The 14,162-nt window shown below is 51.7% G+C and carries 14 protein-coding genes; 6 read left to right on the top strand and 8 right to left on the bottom strand.

The window, feature by feature from the left end; translation table 11 throughout:
• Positions 1-235: 235 nt before the first annotated feature.
• Positions 236-1,480 carry a copper amine oxidase N-terminal domain-containing protein gene (locus DEP07_RS05345; protein WP_122962799.1) on the top strand — a complete coding sequence of 415 codons (1,245 nt, stop codon included), beginning with the start codon at positions 236-238 and terminating at the stop codon, positions 1,478-1,480.
• Here the strand turns inward: DEP07_RS05345 and DEP07_RS05340 are convergent.
• Positions 1,460-3,058: an FMN-binding glutamate synthase family protein gene (locus DEP07_RS05340; RefSeq protein ID WP_122962798.1), complete on the bottom strand. Its 1,599-nt coding sequence runs from the start codon at positions 3,056-3,058 to the stop codon at positions 1,460-1,462. The genes DEP07_RS05345 and DEP07_RS05340 overlap by 21 nt on opposite strands.
• Before the next feature lie 213 nt (positions 3,059-3,271).
• Here DEP07_RS05340 and DEP07_RS05335 point away from each other — a divergent pair, with 213 nt between their 5' ends.
• Positions 3,272-3,802, top strand: coding sequence for a peroxiredoxin (locus DEP07_RS05335; RefSeq protein ID WP_122962797.1), 531 nt, complete (start codon positions 3,272-3,274; stop codon positions 3,800-3,802).
• Positions 3,803-3,895: 93 nt separating this feature from the next.
• On the opposite strand, the gene DEP07_RS05330 is transcribed toward DEP07_RS05335, so the two are convergent.
• A complete protein-coding gene (locus DEP07_RS05330) occupies positions 3,896-4,207 on the bottom strand; it encodes a hypothetical protein (RefSeq protein ID WP_122962796.1) in 312 nt (103 codons plus the stop codon).
• A gap of 281 nt (positions 4,208-4,488) precedes the next feature.
• On the opposite strand from DEP07_RS05330, the gene DEP07_RS05325 reads away from it, so the two are divergent.
• The 4 genes from DEP07_RS05325 to DEP07_RS05310 are packed head-to-tail and all read left to right on the top strand — an operon-like array spanning position 4,489 to position 8,025.
• Positions 4,489-5,877 carry a right-handed parallel beta-helix repeat-containing protein gene (locus DEP07_RS05325; RefSeq protein ID WP_233454047.1) on the top strand — a complete coding sequence of 463 codons (1,389 nt, stop codon included), beginning with the start codon at positions 4,489-4,491 and terminating at the stop codon, positions 5,875-5,877.
• Entirely contained in the window at positions 5,874-6,461 is a 588-nt protein-coding gene (locus DEP07_RS05320) for a nitrous oxide reductase accessory protein NosL (protein ID WP_122962795.1), read from the top strand. The genes DEP07_RS05325 and DEP07_RS05320 overlap by 4 nt, the downstream gene beginning before the upstream one ends.
• 27 nt (positions 6,462-6,488) lie before the next feature.
• Positions 6,489-7,295: an ABC transporter permease gene (locus DEP07_RS05315; RefSeq protein WP_122962794.1), complete on the top strand. Its 807-nt coding sequence runs from the start codon at positions 6,489-6,491 to the stop codon at positions 7,293-7,295.
• Between the two features lie 4 nt (positions 7,296-7,299).
• Positions 7,300-8,025 (top strand): ABC transporter ATP-binding protein, encoded by a 726-nt coding sequence (locus tag DEP07_RS05310; protein ID WP_173596030.1) that lies wholly within the window; start codon positions 7,300-7,302, stop codon positions 8,023-8,025.
• Between the two features lie 117 nt (positions 8,026-8,142).
• Here the strand turns inward: DEP07_RS05310 and DEP07_RS05305 are convergent, their stop codons facing one another.
• From DEP07_RS05305 to DEP07_RS05280, 6 genes are all read right to left on the bottom strand, one after another.
• Positions 8,143-8,868: a hypothetical protein gene (locus DEP07_RS05305; RefSeq protein WP_122962792.1), complete on the bottom strand. Its 726-nt coding sequence runs from the start codon at positions 8,866-8,868 to the stop codon at positions 8,143-8,145.
• Positions 8,869-8,880: 12 nt separating this feature from the next.
• Complete coding sequence (gene dgt / locus DEP07_RS05300; protein WP_173596029.1) at positions 8,881-10,386, bottom strand: dGTP triphosphohydrolase; 1,506 nt, start codon at positions 10,384-10,386, stop codon at positions 8,881-8,883.
• A gap of 149 nt (positions 10,387-10,535) precedes the next feature.
• Positions 10,536-11,453, bottom strand: a complete 918-nt coding sequence (locus tag DEP07_RS05295) for a response regulator (RefSeq protein ID WP_122962790.1) — start codon at positions 11,451-11,453, stop codon at positions 10,536-10,538.
• Positions 11,454-11,456: 3 nt separating this feature from the next.
• Positions 11,457-12,725: a sensor histidine kinase gene (locus tag DEP07_RS05290; protein WP_122962789.1), complete on the bottom strand. Its 1,269-nt coding sequence runs from the start codon at positions 12,723-12,725 to the stop codon at positions 11,457-11,459.
• An 80-nt stretch (positions 12,726-12,805) separates the two neighbouring features.
• A complete protein-coding gene (locus tag DEP07_RS05285) occupies positions 12,806-13,456 on the bottom strand; it encodes an amino acid ABC transporter permease (protein WP_122962788.1) in 651 nt (216 codons plus the stop codon).
• A gap of 13 nt (positions 13,457-13,469) precedes the next feature.
• Positions 13,470-14,123 (bottom strand): amino acid ABC transporter permease, encoded by a 654-nt coding sequence (locus DEP07_RS05280; RefSeq protein ID WP_063228395.1) that lies wholly within the window; start codon positions 14,121-14,123, stop codon positions 13,470-13,472.
• Positions 14,124-14,162: the final 39 nt, after the last annotated feature.

Below are 14,162 nucleotides of genomic sequence, written 5' to 3'. Positions count from 1 at the left end.
ATATCCAAGTTGAGTAGAAGGAAGGTGTACAATAGCCTGATTTTTTTGTTCCTTTTGTCATTTTTATACATATTATCCTGTTTGCCATAGGTTGTAAAGGCTCTCCCGAAAAATAGGAGTTTCTTCACAGTCGGTCTGTTTGGCCTTGCATCCTTTCGATCAGGCACTGGAAAACAACCCCATAGTACAATAAGACAGCACCTGCCTGAAATGAAAAACATTGAGGACATGACAGATGAAAAAAATTCAGCAAATCATGGCGCTGGCTGTACTGCAAAGCGCTGTTTCCTTCGGCACTCCTGTCTGCGCACAGCCCGTCGACGTCACGGTAAACGGGCAAGCTGTCGCCTTTCCCGACGTCCAGCCGTATGTAGACGCACGCTCGCAACGTACGCTGGTGCCCGTCAGATTCGTGGCTGAAAAGCTCGGGCTGCGCACGCAATGGGATGCAAAAACCGGACAGGTTACGCTGCAAAACGCGACAACCACGATCAGGCTGACGGTCGGTCAAAGCATTGCGCACGTGAACGGCAAGCAAGTCCAGCTGGATACGGCGGCTGCGCTCCGCAATGGCCGGACAATGGTGCCGCTCCGTTTTATCAGCGAATCATTTGACGCCCGGATCGATTGGAACGCCGAGCGCAATCTGATTGTTATCGCGACAGCCGCTCCAAAGCAGCACAGCACGTGGCTGTGGGATGCGTCCTTGCTTTTGAGCGGTCAGGAACAGGAGCGAATGATTGAATTTGCCGCGGAACAGCAAGTGACGAGCATTTACTTGCAAATCGACAAGGACATTCCGCAAGCTGTATACCAATCGTTCATGCAAAAAGCGCAAAAAAGGCAAATCAAAGTAGAAGCATTGAACGGCCGCCCCGGATGGGCTTTTCCTTCCGGCCACAGCCAGATCGAGGCTTTTATCGACTGGGTCGAAGCCTACAATGCGGCTGTCGCCCCTGAGGAGAGGTTTTCCGGGCTGCATTTTGACATTGAACCGTACGTGCTTCCCGAATGGAAAAGCGATCAGACACGGGTCGTCAGCAACTGGATGGACAGCATACGCCTGATCGAGCGCAGAACAAAAGCGAACGGTCTGCGGCTTACGCTGGACATTCCTTTTTGGCTGCATCAGGTCAAGGTTCCCGACACCCGCTACAGTTTGAGTGCGTGGATGCTGGAAAAAGCCGATGCGGTGGTCATCATGGATTACCGCAACTCCGCTTTGGGCAATGACGGAATCATCGCCAATGCCCAGCCGATTTTGCGGGAAGCGGGCACATTGGGCAAGCAGGTCATCGTCGGAATCGAAACCGCCCCCAGCGCGGAAGGTGCCCATACGACTTTTCATTCGCTGCCGACACATGTGCTGAAAACAGAGCTTCAGCTCGCCAAGGAAAAGCTCGCTCAGCACGCAAGCTACGCAGGCTTTGCCATTCATGACTACAACCACTGGACGAAACTAAAGCAAGACAGCTTCTGAGTGTCCGGGCTGCTCGGGCTCGGGATACGGGAACAAATCCGCTACCCGCACGCTCTGGCCGCTTTCATTCGTGTAGACGACATGCTCGCGCGTAAAATCACGCGGGCTTTCCAGTCCACAGGCTGCGGCGAGCGAAAACAAGCCTTCGCGCAACTGCAAAATGTAGTTCATGACCCGCCACTGCTTTTCTTCCGGGGCGAGCGCCTCCTGGTATTTGGCGTCCGTGGTCGTAATTCCGGTCGGACACTTGCCTGTATGGCATTGCATCGCCATGATGCAGCCGTTCGCCATCATGAAGCCGCGCGCGGAGTTGACAGCGTCCGCCCCTAAGGCGAGAGCAATCGCCACTTTGTCAGGCGTGATCAGCTTGCCGGACGCAAAAATTTTGAAGCGGTCACGCACGCCGAATGTCCGCGCCACATCGTCGAGGATGAGCAGCGCAGGATAGAGCGGCAGCCCCATCCCGTCCGCCATCGCTTTGAAAGTCGCGCCAGAACCTCCCTCCGAGCCGTCAACCGTAATGAAATCGGGGTAAATATCCAGCTCGGTCATTTTGGCGAACAGCGGCTCCAGCCTTTTGGCGTCACCGACGACGATTTTAATTCCCACTGGTTTTCCGCCCGCTTCCTGCAACGTGCCGACAAACCGGAGAGCTTCCTCTGGTTTGGTCAGAAACGCAAAACGGTTGGGGGAATTGACCGTTTTGCCCACAGGCACCAGCCGCGCTGCCGCCACCTTTTCTGTCACCTTGGAGCCTTCGAGATGGCCGCCCCGTATTTTTGCCCCTTGATGAAATTTCAGTTCAAACGCTTTGATCGCAGGCTGACTCGCCTTGCGCTTGTATTCCTCGATCGAGAATCGCCCTTCGTCATCGCGGTATCCGAACATGCCTGGCCCGATCTGTGCGACGATATCCGCGCCTGTAGCGAGGTGGACTTCCGCCACGCCCCCTTCTCCTGTGTTGATCCAGGAGCCGCCCGCCATTTTGGCTCCGCTTCCCGTAGACAAAATGTAGTTTTCTCCGACCGCCCCGTACGATGTGGCAGATGCCCCGAACATGCCTTTGAGCCGCCACGGGTGTTCGCGGCGCTCTCCCACGACAATCGCATCCTGATCAGCCAGCAGCCACGGCTTCACTTGTTCCTCGATGAACTTTTCCTGGCGAGTGAACAGGCCCTCATCTGTAATCACGTACTTTTTGCCCACAAGCACTTGCTCGTTGTCTACCCGCAGCTCGCTCGTCAGCTTGGGAAACATGGCGTTGGACAAGTAAAAGCCCGGCTTTTCGTAATCTCGTCTGCCGCCAAACGAGATGAGATCCGTGCGGTATTTCGCCGCGTAGACCAACCCGACGAAATCAGCGCGGGAAAACGGTCTGCCGTCTGTGTCGTTGTCAAACCAGTATTGGCGAAATTCCGGCCCGAGCTTTTCCAGCAAATAGCGCACCCAGCCCAAAAACGGGTGCGAGCGGATAATCGAATGCTTCGGCTGTTTGGACAAGGCGTACATATATCCGAAAAAGACAAGCGGCGGCAGTACCACCACCACGAGCACTATGATCAAAAGTATCGACTGCATCTTGTTTCCCCTCCGGCATTGAGCATCTTCGTTCATTAGGATGCTACCTGATCCTTCCTCTCATACAGTACGGCGGTTTAGGGCAATTCCGCTCCTGTTTTTGTGCAAAATATTATTTAAAGTAACTTTCAAATGATATTGATTATAAATATCATTCATGATAATTTGATAGCAGAACCATACATCATGCCTACAGAAACGAGGAGATTCTCGATGAGCGCACGCATTGGACTTCCCGCACCCGATTTTACGATGGACACCGTGACGTTTGACAACGGCTTCCCTGTTCCGAAAAGCTTGGTCGATTACCGCGGCAAGTGGCTGCTGCTATTTTTTTATCCATTTGATTTTTCCAAAGTATGCCCGACCGAAATTCTCAGTCTCAATCGCCGAATTGACGAGTTCCGTGAGCTGAACGTCGAAGTGCTCGGCGTCAGCGGAGACAGTGTGCATACGCACAAAGCCTGGATGAGAGCAAGCGACGGAATCGGGCCGCTGTCGTTCCCGCTGGCTTCTGATTACAGCAAAGAAGCGACCAACAGCTACGGCGTGCTCGATGAAGCGACCAAAGCACCCCTGCGGGCGAGCTTCATCATTGACCCGGAAGGCATCTTGCAGTATGCGGTTGTCTCCAACTCCAAAGTGGGCCGAAGCGTAGATGAGACATTGCGGGTCATTGAAGCTTTGCAATCCGGCGGCCTGTGTCCGATGGACTGGAAGCCAGGGCAAAAAACGATCTCTTAACAGGCATACAGCAACTGACAGGCAACGAAAAACCTCGACCGAATGAGCTGGTTGACAGCTCCGGTCGAGGTTTCTTTTTGGCGAACAAACAGCCTAATCGTACTTCTCGTCGTCCACGCGTATTTGCCCGTCCACGATCAGCTCCAGCTCCGTTTCGAAGTTCAGCACGATTTCGCCCGGCATCTGGTCGGCGACCTCTGCCAAATCGGGAAGCAGCAGCGCGTCTTCCAGCGATTCGGGCTTTGCTGGCAGCTCATTGAACCAGCCGCGAATCGCATCCATCAGCTTGTAAAACGACGCCTCGAACTGGTTGGCGTCATCTTCGGCGTCATCCTCATGGCTTCTTTTCATCCGCTCCCACGCATCCAGCGTCTGGCGCAGTGCTTTTTCGATCGTCGCGTCCATGCTCCGCCCTCCTTTTCGCTCCTGTATTCTTCCTAGCTAGTATGACCGCTTTCGCTGCCCTTTTCCAGCCTTTCCGGCACCTCCGCTTTCGGATGAAGTCCCTTCCATTTTTTATAATCGTTGCGATTTTTGACACCTTTTATAGCCCGTTTGAGTCATACGCAAATGAATCGGGACTGCTATCCTAGTCTTAGCTGGCAGCCCCTTCCCTCAGGAGGAATTATCGAGAGCTCTCATTACAAAGGGGGGAACGTACCCTGACTCGTACTAGGAACAAAAAAATGGCGCTTCGCCAACTGCTGTCTGCTTCCCTGGCAATCGCGCTTGTCATGCCTGCTGCCCTCACAGCGCTGGCGGAAGAGTCCGCAGACTCCTTGCAAGCACAGATCGACCGGGCGGCATCAGGCGAAACTATCACGATACCGGAAGGCAAATACGAAGGGCCGATTCGCATTACGAAGCCGCTCAAACTGGTGGCAGACGGAGACGTCAAGCTGACCAACCCGAGCGAGGAAGCTGCCTTGATCATCGCGGCAGACGACGTTACCTTGCAAGGCATTACGGTGGTGGACAGGAGAATCAACAGCGAGGACGCCTCGATTATCGTCAAGGGCAACCGCAATCTGCTGGAAAAAGTCACCGTGGATACGATGGGAACAGGAGTTCAGTTGCGAGGGGCCAACTCCAATACGCTGCACAAAGTTTTCGTCATCGGCAAGGTAAAAGACAGGGGCAGTACGAGTGATGCCGGCCACGATCACAGCGCTCATCTGTCCAAAAGCCAAAGCAAGCCAAAGGTGACGGTTCAGGCTCAAAAAGGAAACGGCATCGACCTGTACGACTCGAATGACAATCGGCTGACCGACAATCAGGTGACGAACGTCTTTGACGGAATCTACCTGGAGAAAAGCAGCGGCAATCAACTGGAGCAAAACTGGGTGGAAAAGTCGCGCTACGGCTATCACCTGATGGGCACCACGAATACAACTTTGAAAAACAATACCGGCAGCGAAAATGTGACGGGCGCCATGCTGATGGAAACAAGCGAAGCCACAGTCATCGGGAACCAATTTTTGAAGCAGCAGAAAAACCCGAACTCCCAAGGCATTTTGCTGTACGATGTGCAAAATTCGCTCATCACGGACAACCGCATCGAAGGGAACCGGGTCGGACTGTACCTGGAGCGCTCGACCGGGATTACCGTCAAAGGCAATCAGCTGGCGCTCAATTTCGTCGGGATGCAGCTCACGTCCTCTTCGCAAAACACGTGGACGAACAACCAGTTCATCTCCAATGTCATCGCGGCGCAAGCCCAGGACAGCGCCACTGACAACATAAACGGCAACTATTGGGACAACTTGCTCGGTCTTGACGTAGACGGCGATCATATCAGCGATCTGCCGTACGAAATGAACCCGTTTTACCTCGGCCTGACTGACGCCGTTCCCGCCTATCAGCTGTTTTTCCAGTCGCCGGGCTTCGTGTTTCTGGAAAATTTGTTCACAAACGGCGCAGGCAGTCCGATTCGGGACAACTCGCCGCTGATGCCGACATCCGCTGTCTTGGCAGCCGATGCCCAAACGACCAGCGGCTGGGGTGCTGGCATACTTGGCCTCATTCTTTTACTGGGAAGCTGTACATTCATATACGTAGGAGTGAAGAAATCATGATGAAATTGAAAAAATGGGTAACCACACTGGGAGCAATCGCAGGAATCAGCCTGCTCATGGTCGGCTGCGGAAAAGAAGAAGCACAGCCTGTAGACATCGCGGAAGGCGTAGACAAATGTGACCTCTGCCACATGCACGTGCCGAACGACCACAACGCAACAGAAATCATTTTGAAAGACGGCAAAGCGCTGAAGTTCGACGATATCGGCTGCTTGCATGAATGGACGAAAGAACACGGAACAGACGAAGTCGCCATGCAATACGTTCGCGACTACTATACGGCAGAGTGGACAAAAGCCGATACGGCAACTTTTGCCTACGACAAAGAATTTAAAACGCCAATGAGCTACGGCATCTACTCGTTTAAAGACAAAGCGGAAGCGGACAAATTCGTGGCGGAACAAAAGAAAGGCGTCGTCATGAACGCGGAAGGTCTGAAAAGCCACACGTGGGAACGCAGCATGAGCGAACACATGAAAAAAGACGGACATTCTTCGGGCGGACATCAATCGGGCGGTACGGAGAGCACTCCTGCCCCAGCACACGGCAATGGCACAAGCACGCCAACGACTACACACCACTAATACCACGAATAGAGGAAGTGGCGAGCCTTGCACATCAATCTGATTGCGAAAAGGGAAGTGAAGGTAGGTTTCCGCAATCCATGGGCCTACTCTTTCATGGCTCTGTTTTCCCTGTTTAGCCTGGGGCTGCTGGTGATCCAGTCGCAGTCCTACATGAAAGGCTACACGTATACGACAGGCACCATGCTCAATCTGATTTTGTATTTGCTGCCGCTGATGACGATGCTCCTCTCCTCTTTCTCCCTGACTGCGGAGAAAGAGGAAGGTAGCTGGCAACTGCTCTCGACCTACGCGATGACGACCTCGTCGTTTCTCATCGGCAAATACGTCGGCCAGGCGCTCGTCCTGATTGCCATCGTCAGCTTTGGCTACGGCATCTCCGGGGTGGCTGGACTTTTGCTCGGCAAAAGCTTTGCCTTTTCCACCCTGCTGTTCCTGCTCGTCTTCTCGATTTGTCTGATCCTTTTATTTTTAGGAATCGCCATGCTGATTGGCGCGCTGTGCCGGAATCGCTGGCAAGCTTTGACCATGGGCGTCAGCATCTGGTTTTTCTACATCTTGGCCTGGCCGACGCTGTTGATTTCCTTGCTCAGCTTCGTGCCGTACACATGGATCAAGCCCTTGCTGCAAATCGTGACTTTTTTCAATCCAGCTGAATTTGTCCGCGTCTATTCTGTGACCCGGCTTGGCGGCGGTGCCATTTTCGGGCCGGAATACTACAAGTGGATTTACTGGATCGACTCGGCGCTCGGCGACGTTTGCTTCGTCGCACTCTGTCTGCTGTGGATTAGCGCTACGCTGTTTATCGCTACCCGGGCATGGGAAAGGAGATAATACGATGCAAACATTCGGTCTTACCGTCGATCAGGTAAGCAAGACGATCAACGACAAAACGATTGTCCATCCTTTCAGCCTGCGCATCGAGCCTGGCGAAGTGGTCGCTCTGTGCGGCGGAAACGGAGCGGGAAAAAGCACGATCCTGCGCATGCTGGTAGGCATTCTCCGTCCCACTACAGGCACGATTCAGCTCAACGGCATGAGCTGGGAGGAGCAGCGCGTCGACTATTTGCAGCAGATTGGCTACATGCCCGACCATTTCTCCTTCACGGCTGGTCTGACTGCACGCGAGACATTGGAGTTTTACGCAGCGTTGCGCAATCGGACCGCAGAAGATGCCGACCGGATGCTGAAAGCCGTCGGTCTGCACGATGCCCGCAACAAGCGCGTTTCGCACTTTTCCAAAGGCATGCAGCAACGTCTGCTGTTCGCCCAGGCGATCCTGGCAAAACCGGCCTTGGTCGTCCTGGACGAGCCGACAAACGGCCTCGACCCTTACTGGATGGACGCCTTCGTCGATCTCGTGCGCGAGCTGCGCCTGGCAGGACAGTCGGTCATCTTCTCCACTCACCAGCTTCAAGTAGCTGACGCCGTGGCTGACCGCGCGATTTTCCTCATGAACGGACAAATCGTCCGCGACGACACGATTGATCAGTACCAGGAGCAGTACGGCAATGTCGGACTGTACGGTGCGTTCGCGGAGCTGGTGTCTCGGGCGCATGCATAGCCAAAGAAGAACATACAGTCAGACATGATAGTGACACCGCTGTTCATTCGCAGCTATCGTCCAAACGCAAGAAGCCAGTCAACGGTTGATCCCGCCGACTGGCTTCTTTTTTTCAGGCTAAGCTTTAACATGCGATAACAGTTGCGAATAATCATCGTACGATAGCTGACTTCCATCCCCATAATGCTTTCGTTCTGCCTCGACAAGTCTCTCTTGCGGATTGTCAGCGGTAGCAGCCCACTCCCTTATATAATTCCTTAACCGATCGGAAAACTGCAATCCGCGTGTCTTGTGAATCTTCCAAGCGCGAACAACATTAACCTCTGGAGTAGGGTTTTTCCATACGACCTCATCATCAAGCAAAATATCAAGCACTCTGCTATTTATCGCTTCCATGAAATAAGTGCAATCAAGGTTCTGCCATTGCAAATGAAAACTTACTGCATCGAAATTGAAAAAGACCCCTTTAGATATATTCTCAAAGTTCGGCGCTAATAAGCGTTCGCGAAAAGCCCAATTGCTTTGGATTCCCCATATGTCGAATTCAATGCCGTCAACCTTAAGCTTATATCCCCCGAACCGATTTTGTTTATAGGAAAAGCTGGAAAAAGCTTCTGCAAACCTCGTATCGGGAGCATCCACAATTATGTCATAATCCCGTGGTGTTCTGCTCTCAGCCAGATCCCGTACAGCCCCACCAATCAAAATCAAATTACCGTAGGAGCTAAGGTCATGTAGCAAGCGGTCTACTTGTGGGCTGACTTCTCTTAACAGTTCAATCCTTTTTAGGATCATGCCTGTCTGATTGTAGTCTTCGTGAGCGCATCTCCATGCACTGCCCATAAGTAGCCCTCCTTACAATTTGATGCCTGATAGCTTTTGATACAATTCTAACGCATAAGTGTCAGTCATGCCACAAACAAAATCCGTCACTAGCAATAACCGATCATACAAACTTGGCTGTTTATCAACTTGCAGCGAAAAGGGGTAGCGCTGCATGAGATAGCGATAATTATCAGAGATCAGCATGAAATTCTTGCCTTTTTCGGAGTAGGCAAATTCATCATTGATTTTGAAAATATTCTTCTCCAGTTCAGCTAGCTGGTAGATGCTATCTGTACTCACTGAGCAAACGAATATTTCCAGCAATCCGCGAATCACCTTTCCCCCTACCAACTCGCGTGTAATAATGTCCCGATTCGGAAAAATATAATTCTCTGCAAGCGCTCGGAAAGCTTCCCGAACCTTCGCTGCTGACGAATTTTCCAAAATCTCCTCATCAAAGTCGCCGTTCAAGATGCGGTCATGCAATTTGAGGAAGCTTTCCACTACTCCATGAATCATGGCTCCCTGCGCCTTAATCCGCAGCTTTTGCACCGCATTGTCTAAACGGTCTGAACGCCGCTCCTCTGTATTTTGTTTAAAGTCACTTACAAAGGAATCGAGAAGCTTTCTATCGTCTTCTGTTTTGAAAAATTCTGCGAACACATCTGTAATGATCGAATAGTCCAATACTTTCTTTTTGCACCCATCTTCAATATCCGCTGCTGAGTAGGCAATATCATCGGCCGCCTCCAACAAAAACGTGACAGGATGGCGTTTATCCATAATTCCGGTATATTGGCGAACTAGCTCAAAACGTTCCTGCTCCGAAGTCATGTATCCAAATTTTTTGTAAGAAACGCCGAGATCTTGTGCTTTGCGCTCTGCTCTGCTTTTGTTCCCTTCCAACGAAGAACGGGGATATTTCAAAATGCTTGCCAAAGAAGCGGCGCTTAGATTGTAGCTATATTCATCCACTAATCCATTCAGCTTGGTCAACAGGCGGAACGATTGCGCATTTCCTTCAAAGTGTTCAAAATCAGCCTGCATCTGCTTTGCATACTGCGAATTCCCCTCAGCCAGTTGCCTGAGATTTTTTTCGTTTTCAAACCAATCCCGAAAGAAAGTTTGAATCGCTGCTTCCCCAAAATGACCAAATGGCGGATTACCCAAATCATGCACAAGACCAGCAACGGCCAATAGCGCGCTCAGTTTTCCAACAGACTCCTCTTTAAATGCCTGCGGTTTTCGTTTCGAAAGATACTTTTCCACACTGATGCCCAGTGATCGACCAATTGTCGCCACTTCATGAGAATGCGTTAAGCGAGTGCGCACAAAGTCACTGTTATCAAGAGGGAAAACTTGCGCTTTATCTTGTAATCTGCGAACTGCTGAGCTAATAATCAATCGGCTATAATCATCATCAAAGTCATTTCGCAAATCGTATTCATTATCCTTTGTGCGATCTTTTACCTGTCGATCTCGCAAGCGAACTCCGCTCAATAGTTGTTCCCACTGCATTAATGTGCTGTTCTGCATCTACTCATCCCTCCCTTCTCTATTTTACTACACAAAAACGCATTATTTGGTATTTTTGTCTCTTTATACAAACAAAAAATATTACTTTTTTCCTAAAAACCAACTAGAGTTACCTACTCTTCCGTTCGTTTGTTCTTATCCTCGCTTACTCAAATCGCCTTCGCTTCCATATAAAAAACAGATAAAAACTTTTTCACGCTGATGCGGCATTTTGTCGTCTTTTCTCCGGCTTCCAGCTCCTGCATCCGTTGGCGAATTTCCTGGAAGTCAAACAAGCGCGGGGCAAAATGCTCAAAAGTCGGGTTCGCGTAATCCGTCAAACCGAGCGAGGACAAATGCGTAAACGCTTGCAGCACCATGCGGCGAATCCGCTGCTCCATCGCCCGTACCTCTTTGGTCAACGCCTGCTCGTCGAGGCTGCCGTGCAACTTGAGCAAAATTTGCGTGTACAGCTCCTTCAGCTGCAAATCCCGCAGTTTGTCCACTTCCCGATCGTTTTGCGCAAGCCAGCCCATGATGACGAGCAAATCGTGCGCCCCCGCCTCGCTTGCGATCCCGAGCTGCAACAACAGCTGTCTCGCTTTTTGCGCCAAGCCCTCCTCGTCGGAGGAATGAGCTTTCAGCCCGCCCGTCGGCTGCTCTTTTCCTTTGACATCAAGAATTTGCAACGACTTGCGGATAGATTGCAAAGAGGCTTCCAGCGTCAAGTAATCAGACACCCTTTTGAGCACTGCGATGACCTCCAGGCGGTTGATCGGCTTCTGGATAAACGTATCAATCCCCTGCAAATAAGCCTCTCCGATCATCTCCTTGTTCTCCACCTGAGAAACCATGATGAACCGGCCCGCGAACCCTTCCGCTTGCAACTTCTTGATCGTCTGGATGCCATCCAGCCCAGGCATGAGCAAATCGATCAGGACGACATCTACTCCGTAAAGCTGATCGATGGAGACACAGTTGCCATCGCTTGCCTGGCCGACGATCTCGCCCAGGCCGCTGTCCGCTATGATTCGCTCCAGCATGCGCCGCACTACGGCATCGTCTTCAATCAAAAAGAAACGTATCATCGGTTATCCTCCCTCCCCTCTCAGCAATTGATGAGTCGGAATCCGCACTTCAAAATGAGTCCACTCTCCCAGATCGCGCAAAATGTGCAACTGTCCCTGCAAGCTCTGCACGATGCCTCTAGCATGTGTCAGGCCAATCCCGGTGGATGCGTTGCCCTGCGCGTCGTATTTCGTCGTATAGCCCGGTTCAAACACCCACTCCCGTTCATCCTGCGAGATTCCCGGCCCGGTGTCCAGCACCTGAAAGACGATTTGCCGCCCTTCCAGTCTGACGTTCAATTCAATTTTACCCGATCCGTCGATTGCTTCTACGGCATTCGCCACCAAATTGTTCAGCACAGACAACAGCGCATAAATTTGATTGGTCGCCAGGCTGACCTGACAGCTCCAGGCAAATTCGATTTCTTTTCCGAGCATCTCCGCATACTTCTGATTCGCTCGCATCACCAGCTCGCACAATTCGCCGACAGGCATCTGGGGAGCCAGTCCCTCCTGATTGATCAGCTTGGAAATACCTGCGAGAATGCGCTGCGAGTCTTTTTTTACCTCGTGCACATGCTCGGCAATCGTCAAAGCCGTAGGAGATTCGGCATGCTGCGACGTCAGCAGCCGCCTGTACAACCGATAGCTTTCACGGGTGATGTCCTCCAGTTGCGTCATCGATTTGCGCAAGTAAAACGCCTCTTCGTAAAGCTCAGTATTGATCATCCGCAGCCGTTCCAGCTCTTGCTGGCGCACCTCGCCAACCGCCCGAATTTGCCGGATCGAGACGCTGTTGTACAGACCGACAGCGAAAAAGCTGCGCAATACGCCGAAGAACAAGAGCATGAAAAAGCCTTGCCACGTAAGCGGCGGAAAACCGTTCAAAAACTCGCGCACCTGCAATTCGACCAGATTGGAAGCAAAGTCGACAGAAGCTCCGATCAGCCCCATTTTCAGCGGAAATTCCACGTAGTTTCTTGCCCGCAGCACCCGGAACAAAATGGCAAAGCTGAAATAGTAAAACGCAGAGGGAAGGTGATCATACACGCTTTCCAGCCACGGGCCATAGCCCATGAGCATGTCCATGCCGACCCGAAAGCCGAGGATGAACGTCCCGGTTAAAAAGCCTGTCGTGATCACAGGTACGGAAGAAAACCAGAGCAGACCGAAAGAAAAAGCAGCAATCCCCAGCGAGAAGCGAAACGATCCTCCAAGCGGATTGACCTTCATCTCTCCGAAAAAGGCCGTTGCCAGCATAATAATCATGAGGACCAACAGGCGCTCGCGCATAGATTCCCCCCTTTCCTACGCAAAAAGATCTCCCATTCCTATTTTACTAAGAACTGGAGATCCGAACAGATGCTTTTGCATCAGGCGTGTTTGTTTTCAAGTCGTTTGGACACGATCGACAAGGCGTAATTGACGACGAAGTACATGACCGCTACCAGCAGGAAGGTCGGGATCACGTAGTTGACGTTGCGCCCGTTGATGATTTGCGCGTGGTTCATCAGCTCTGGCAGGGCGATTACGACGGCGAGCGACGTGTCTTTCAGCAGCGAGATGAACTGGCTGACGATCGGCGGAACCATTCTTCGCAAAGCTTGCGGCAAAATGATGTGCCACAGCGTTTGCACGTAGGTAAGGCCCGATGAACGCGCAGCCTCAATTTGCCCTTTTTCCACCGATTTTAAACCGCTGCGCACGATCTCCGAGAGCATCGCCGCTTCAAAGATGACCAGTGCAAGGACAGCTGCATAAAACTTGTCGAGCTTGATGCCGACTTCCGGCAAAGCAAAGTACGTGAAAAATATAATCAACAAGAGCGGCAGGTTGCGGATCAGCTCGACGACTGTAGCCAGAGCTTGGGAAACACCGGGAATATTGGCGTAGCGCAGAACCCCGACGACGATCGCGATAGCAAAGCTGAACACAATCGCTAAAAAGGCAACTTGCAAAGTAAGCCAGAAACCTTCGAGCAGGAAGGTCAAATGACTGGGCGCGTATGCTCCGATAAAGTCCATGTTTTCCCCTCCCTTAGCGGCTTCCAGCCAAGCGTCGCTCCCAATAGCTGACGAGCATGCTCAACGGAAGTGTCAAAATCAAATAAAAGATAGCGACAAAAATGTAAACGTCAAACGTCACGAATGTGTCGGCAGAAATCAAATCCCCGAAGTACATCAAATCAAGACCCGCGATAACGCCAAGCACCGAGGAATTTTTCACCAGGTTGATAAACTGGTTGCCCATCGGCGGGATGACGACCTTGATCGCTTGCGGCAAAATGATGTAGCGCATCGCCTGTCCGTACGTAAGTCCCGAGGAACGGGCTGCTTCCATTTGCCCTTTTGGTACAGCCAAAATTCCGGCGCGGATAGTCTCCGCAATGAATGCTGCGGTGTACACGGTCAGTCCAAGCGTCCCGGCTACGAATGGCGCCAGCAAAATCCCCATGGCAGGCAGACCGACAAAGAACAGAAACACGACGAGAATCAGCGGAATGTTGCGGACGAACTCCACGTAAGCCGTTCCGATCCAATTGAGCGGGCGAATCGGCGAAATCCGAAAAATCGCAAAAAGCGTTCCCAAAACAAAGCTCCCGACGAGAGCGAGCAGGCTGGCTTGCACCGTGTTCCAGAAGCCTTCGAGGTACATATCCCAATGATCAAACAAGATGGAAAAATCGATCATAGCTGTAGCGATCCCCCTAGTCGTAAGAAAATAAGGGAA

The sequence above is a fragment of the Brevibacillus sp. genome (assembly GCF_003521185.1).
GTDB lineage: Bacteria > Bacillota > Bacilli > Brevibacillales > Brevibacillaceae > Brevibacillus > Brevibacillus parabrevis.
The sequence above is the reverse complement of the archived record's forward strand: the minus strand, read 5'-3'. Positions and strand labels throughout refer to the sequence as shown.

Excerpts from the sequence above, each read along its gene's own strand:
- DEP07_RS05295 (WP_122962790.1), bottom strand. The coding sequence starts at position 11,453 with ATGATACGTTTCTTTTTGATTGAAGACGATGCCGTAGTGCGGCGCATG.
- DEP07_RS05325 (WP_233454047.1), top strand. The coding sequence starts at position 4,489 with ATGGCGCTTCGCCAACTGCTGTCTGCTTCCCTGGCAATCGCGCTTGTC.
- DEP07_RS05285 (WP_122962788.1), bottom strand. The coding sequence starts at position 13,456 with ATGGACTTTATCGGAGCATACGCGCCCAGTCATTTGACCTTCCTGCTC.
- DEP07_RS05330 (WP_122962796.1), bottom strand. The coding sequence starts at position 4,207 with ATGGACGCGACGATCGAAAAAGCACTGCGCCAGACGCTGGATGCGTGG.
- DEP07_RS05345 (WP_122962799.1), top strand. The coding sequence starts at position 236 with ATGAAAAAAATTCAGCAAATCATGGCGCTGGCTGTACTGCAAAGCGCT.
- DEP07_RS05340 (WP_122962798.1), bottom strand. The coding sequence starts at position 3,058 with ATGCAGTCGATACTTTTGATCATAGTGCTCGTGGTGGTGGTACTGCCG.
- dgt (WP_173596029.1), bottom strand. The coding sequence starts at position 10,386 with ATGCAGAACAGCACATTAATGCAGTGGGAACAACTATTGAGCGGAGTT.
- DEP07_RS05290 (WP_122962789.1), bottom strand. The coding sequence starts at position 12,725 with ATGCGCGAGCGCCTGTTGGTCCTCATGATTATTATGCTGGCAACGGCC.
- DEP07_RS05320 (WP_122962795.1), top strand. The coding sequence starts at position 5,874 with ATGATGAAATTGAAAAAATGGGTAACCACACTGGGAGCAATCGCAGGA.
- DEP07_RS05280 (WP_063228395.1), bottom strand. The coding sequence starts at position 14,123 with ATGATCGATTTTTCCATCTTGTTTGATCATTGGGATATGTACCTCGAA.
- DEP07_RS05335 (WP_122962797.1), top strand. The coding sequence starts at position 3,272 with ATGAGCGCACGCATTGGACTTCCCGCACCCGATTTTACGATGGACACC.
- DEP07_RS05305 (WP_122962792.1), bottom strand. The coding sequence starts at position 8,868 with ATGGGCAGTGCATGGAGATGCGCTCACGAAGACTACAATCAGACAGGC.
- DEP07_RS05310 (WP_173596030.1), top strand. The coding sequence starts at position 7,300 with ATGCAAACATTCGGTCTTACCGTCGATCAGGTAAGCAAGACGATCAAC.